The sequence below is a fragment of the Kineococcus glutinatus genome (genome assembly GCF_039542765.1).
Taxonomy (GTDB): Bacteria; Actinomycetota; Actinomycetes; order Actinomycetales; family Kineococcaceae; genus Kineococcus_A; species Kineococcus_A glutinatus.
Genome location: NZ_BAABIL010000748.1, coordinates 1 through 3,597 on the forward strand (window position 1 = coordinate 1; position 3,597 = coordinate 3,597).

General features: G+C 78.1%; 6 protein-coding genes. All 6 read right to left on the reverse strand.

Features of this window, described 5'->3' with window-relative positions:
* Positions 1–136 precede the first annotated feature (136 nt).
* Entirely contained in the window at positions 137–616 is a 480-nt protein-coding gene (locus ABEB16_RS20900; protein WP_345714108.1) for a pilus assembly protein TadG-related protein, read from the reverse strand.
* Complete coding sequence (locus ABEB16_RS20905; RefSeq protein WP_345714109.1) at positions 613–1,038, reverse strand: TadE/TadG family type IV pilus assembly protein; 426 nt, start codon at positions 1,036–1,038, stop codon at positions 613–615. Before ABEB16_RS20905 ends, ABEB16_RS20900 begins: the two co-directional genes overlap by 4 nt.
* Entirely contained in the window at positions 1,035–1,514 is a 480-nt protein-coding gene (locus ABEB16_RS20910) for a TadE/TadG family type IV pilus assembly protein (protein ID WP_345714110.1), read from the reverse strand. Before ABEB16_RS20910 ends, ABEB16_RS20905 begins: the two co-directional genes overlap by 4 nt.
* Complete coding sequence (locus tag ABEB16_RS20915) at positions 1,445–1,699, reverse strand: hypothetical protein (protein WP_345714111.1); 255 nt, start codon at positions 1,697–1,699, stop codon at positions 1,445–1,447. The genes ABEB16_RS20910 and ABEB16_RS20915 overlap by 70 nt, the downstream gene beginning before the upstream one ends.
* Before the next feature lie 111 nt (positions 1,700–1,810).
* Complete coding sequence (locus tag ABEB16_RS20920; RefSeq protein WP_345714112.1) at positions 1,811–2,764, reverse strand: type II secretion system F family protein; 954 nt, start codon at positions 2,762–2,764, stop codon at positions 1,811–1,813.
* The coding region (locus ABEB16_RS20925; protein WP_345714113.1) for a type II secretion system F family protein at positions 2,761–3,597 on the reverse strand (837 nt) is incomplete at its 5' end. The genes ABEB16_RS20920 and ABEB16_RS20925, both read right to left, overlap by 4 nt.

Consider the following 3,597-nt stretch of genomic DNA (forward strand, 5'->3'; position numbering starts at 1 on the left):
GGGCGCACGTCGGCCCCGGCGCCGGAGCACGCCGTCAGCACCAGGGCCGGCACCACGACCAGCACCACGACCAGCACCGCGGCCGACGCCGCGCCCGCGCGCGCGCCACCGGCGCCCGGGGGCACCACCCACCACCTCACCGCAGGTCCTCCTCGTCCAGGCCCTCCCAGGGCCGTGCCCGTGCCGTGCCGGCGGCGTCCAGCCGCCGCACGCCGACCATGCCGAGCAGCCCGGCGGGGATGCTCGTGCGGACCCGCGCCACCACCACGAGCGGCTGCGGCGTCCCCAGCGCGGGGTCGGTGTCCTCGATGCCCGCGAAGCAGTCGTCGGGGTTCTCGATCGGCGCCCCGGCCGCCGCCGCGTCGCGGCAGTAGCCGTTCACCCGCGCCGCGACCTCCTGGCGGGGCAGCAGCTCCAGCTCGGCGCTGTCGAGCCGGATCGCCGCCGCCCCGGCACGGGCCGCCTCCTCGGCGTAGGCCACGGCCCGCGCCCGCTCGTTGAGCTGCCGGGAGCCGTCGACCACCAGGCCGGCCAGCAGCAGGACGACGAGCGCGACGACCGGCACGGCCGGTGCGATGGAACCCTCCTCGCGCCCGCGCCGGCAGGCCCGCCTCACCGCACGCCCCGGTTCGGGTCCAGCGGGCTGGCGAAGCTGCCGCGCACGGTGAGGGTGCCGGGCATCCCCGGCAACCCCAGGTCGGCCACGCCGTAGCTGCAGCGCGCCGACACCGTCACGGCCCGGCCCGGCTCGAACACCGCGATCGGCTCGACGACCAGCGAACCCCCGCACTGCGAGGCGCCGCCCACCGCGGCGAGCAGCACGGCGCGGGCGCGCTGCTGCGCGTCGTGCGCCGAGCGCGCCTGGGTGGCCGCCCGGGCCGCGTCGCGCACCCCCGCGTCGAAGGTGCCCTGCACGCCGCTGACCCGGCCCACCGCGAGCAGGAACAGCAGCAGCAGCACCAGGGCCGGTGCGGCGACGGCGAACTCCAGCGAGAGGCTGCCCTCCTCACCGGCTCCCCCGGTGCCGGGCGGCCTCACCGCCAGGCCTCGAAGCGCTCGACCTCGCCGTGGGCGGTCTGCTCGGTCCTGAGGTCCCAGCCGGGCACGAGGGACACCACGCGCCCGCTGACGCGGACCTCGACGCGGGCGTCGCCGTCGGCGTCGAGGTACCAGCGGGCGGTGGCGGTCGGTGCCAGCAGCGACTCCCGCCCCACCGCCCGCGCGAAACCCACCACGCCCCGCTCGACGTCGTCGTGCAGGGCGTCGGCCTGCTGCTGCGACGACACCAGCCGCAGCTGCGAGACGCCCTCGCGGGCGGCCTGCAGCGCGACGTCCCGGCCGTGCAGGAACAGGCCCGCCTGGACGAGCACGAACACCAGCAGCAGCAGCGCCGGCGCGACGAACGCCATCTCCAGCGACGTGCTGCCCACCTCGCGCGGCGGGGTCAGGGCGTCGTGCCCCCACCCGCCGTGCCGCCGGTGGAGCAGGTCGCGCTGACGGCCTGGTTCGCGCACGCCGTGAGGCTGGCGGACTTGTCCTGCACGATGCCGTAGACGACACCGCCGATCACCGACGCCGCCACCACGACGATCGCCGCGATGATCGCCCACTCCAGCGCCGAGGCGCCCAGGTCCGCGGCGCCCCGCGCCCGTGCCGCCCGCGAGCGCCGCAGCGCCCTGCCGAGGAAGGTCGTGCCCATCCTGCACCTCCGGTGCGTCCGTGCCGGCGCCGTTGCGGCGCAGGCGGTCTGTCGTGTCGTCGGGTGTCCCGCCCGTGCCCGGCCGGGCCGGGTGGCGGGGGCTGGCGGCCCTCACGCCGACACCAGCAGGGCGGCGACGGCGGGGTAGGCGAGGAACAGCAGGAACGCCGAGCACAGCAGCAGCTGGGCCACGAGCATCGACTGCGAGCGCTCCCCCGCCTGCCCCTCGGAGTCCGACATCTCCCGCCGGCGCATGGTGGCCGCCCGCGCGGCCAGCGACGTGCGGATCTTGGCGCCGTCGTCGGCCGCCAGGGCGAGCGCGCCGGCCATGTCGACCAGCTCCTCCACCGCGATCTCCCGGCCGAGCTCGCCCAGGGCCTCCCACGGCGTGGTGCCGAACAGCCGCGCGTTCGCCAGCGCCTGCCGGATGCGCACCAGCGCCCAGTAGTCGCTGACCGTCGCCGAGGCCAGCAGCGCCTCGGGCAGGCCGCGGCCGCCGGCGAGGTTCATCGCGACGAGGTCGAGGAACACCCCCACGACGCGGCGGAAGTCGCGGCGGCGCTGCTCCGCCTCCCCGCGCAGCGCCAGGTCGGGCAGAAACGCGCCCAGGGCGCCGAGGACGAGCGCCAGCAGCAGCGGCACCCCGCCCGGCAGCGGGACGCCGGCGGTCCGCAGCGCCGTCCAGCACAGCGGGACGACGCAGAACAGCACCGCGCCCGCCACGAGCTTGGTCGCCAGGAAGGCGCCCAGCGTCCGGTTGACGACGGCCAGGTCGCTGCGGGTGCGCCGCAGCTGCCAGCCCCGCTCGGCGGCCAGCACCTCCAGGGCGTCGGCGAGGCGGGCCATCCACGCCCGGAACCCGTCGGCCGGCGACGCGCCCGCACCGGCGGCCGGGTCGGGGCCGGGTGCCTGCGCGTCGCTGAGGGTGTGCCCGCGCATGGAGCGGCGGCCGGCGTCGATGCGCGCCACGAGGACGGCCACACCCGGCCGGGGGCGCAGCCACAGCCGCAGCAGCAGGTAGCAGCCCAGCCCGGCCAGCGCGCCGGTGAGCACCGCGGCGTTCACGAGGCGACCCGCTGCGCCGCCGCGGCCGGGGTGGGCACCCGGCCGGGTGCGCGGCCGGCGTCGACGAGGAAGCGCTCGGTGCGCGGCGGCTGCGACAGCCGGCGCAGCCACCACAGGCCCGCCAGCAGCAACCCGCCCACCGCGACGAGCACCAGCTGGCCGCTCACGGTGCCGTAGGGCGCGACGTAGGGGCGGTTGAACACCGCCAGACCACCCATGACGCCGAGCACGATGACCAGGACGATGCGCACGCTGCGCCGGATGCTGCGGCGCCCGGCCGCCACCCGCCGGCACATGTCCAGCTCCTCGCGGGTGGAGGCGGCCAGCGCGGTGAGGACGTCGCGCAGCCCGGGCCCGCGCAGCCGGGCGTTGAGCACGAGGGCGGAGCAGACGACGTCGGCGCTGGGGTCGTCGACGTCGTCGGCGAAGGACAGCAGGGCGTCGGGCAGCGGCTCGCGGATGCGCAGCCGGTCCACGAGCAGGTTCAGCGAGGGGCGCAGCACGGGGGCCGCCGAGGGCGCGGTCGCCGGGATGGCCTGCTCCAGGCCCACCGCACCGGCGATGGTGTCGCGCAACGACTCCGTCCAGCTCGCCAGCGCCTCCAGGCGGGCGATGCCGCGGCCCTCGTCAGCGCCCCCGCCCACCAGCCGCTCCCAGCCCGCGACCAGCAGGCCCAGCCCGACGGCGGCCACCACCCAGCGGGTGAGGGCCAGGGCGAGCAGCCCGACGAGGAGGCCGGCGCCCCAGCGCCGCTGCCACGGCGAGGAGGCGGCGCGGCGCAGCAGCGGGGGGCGGGTGGCGTCGCGCGCCGGCACGCCGGCGGCGGCCAGCTC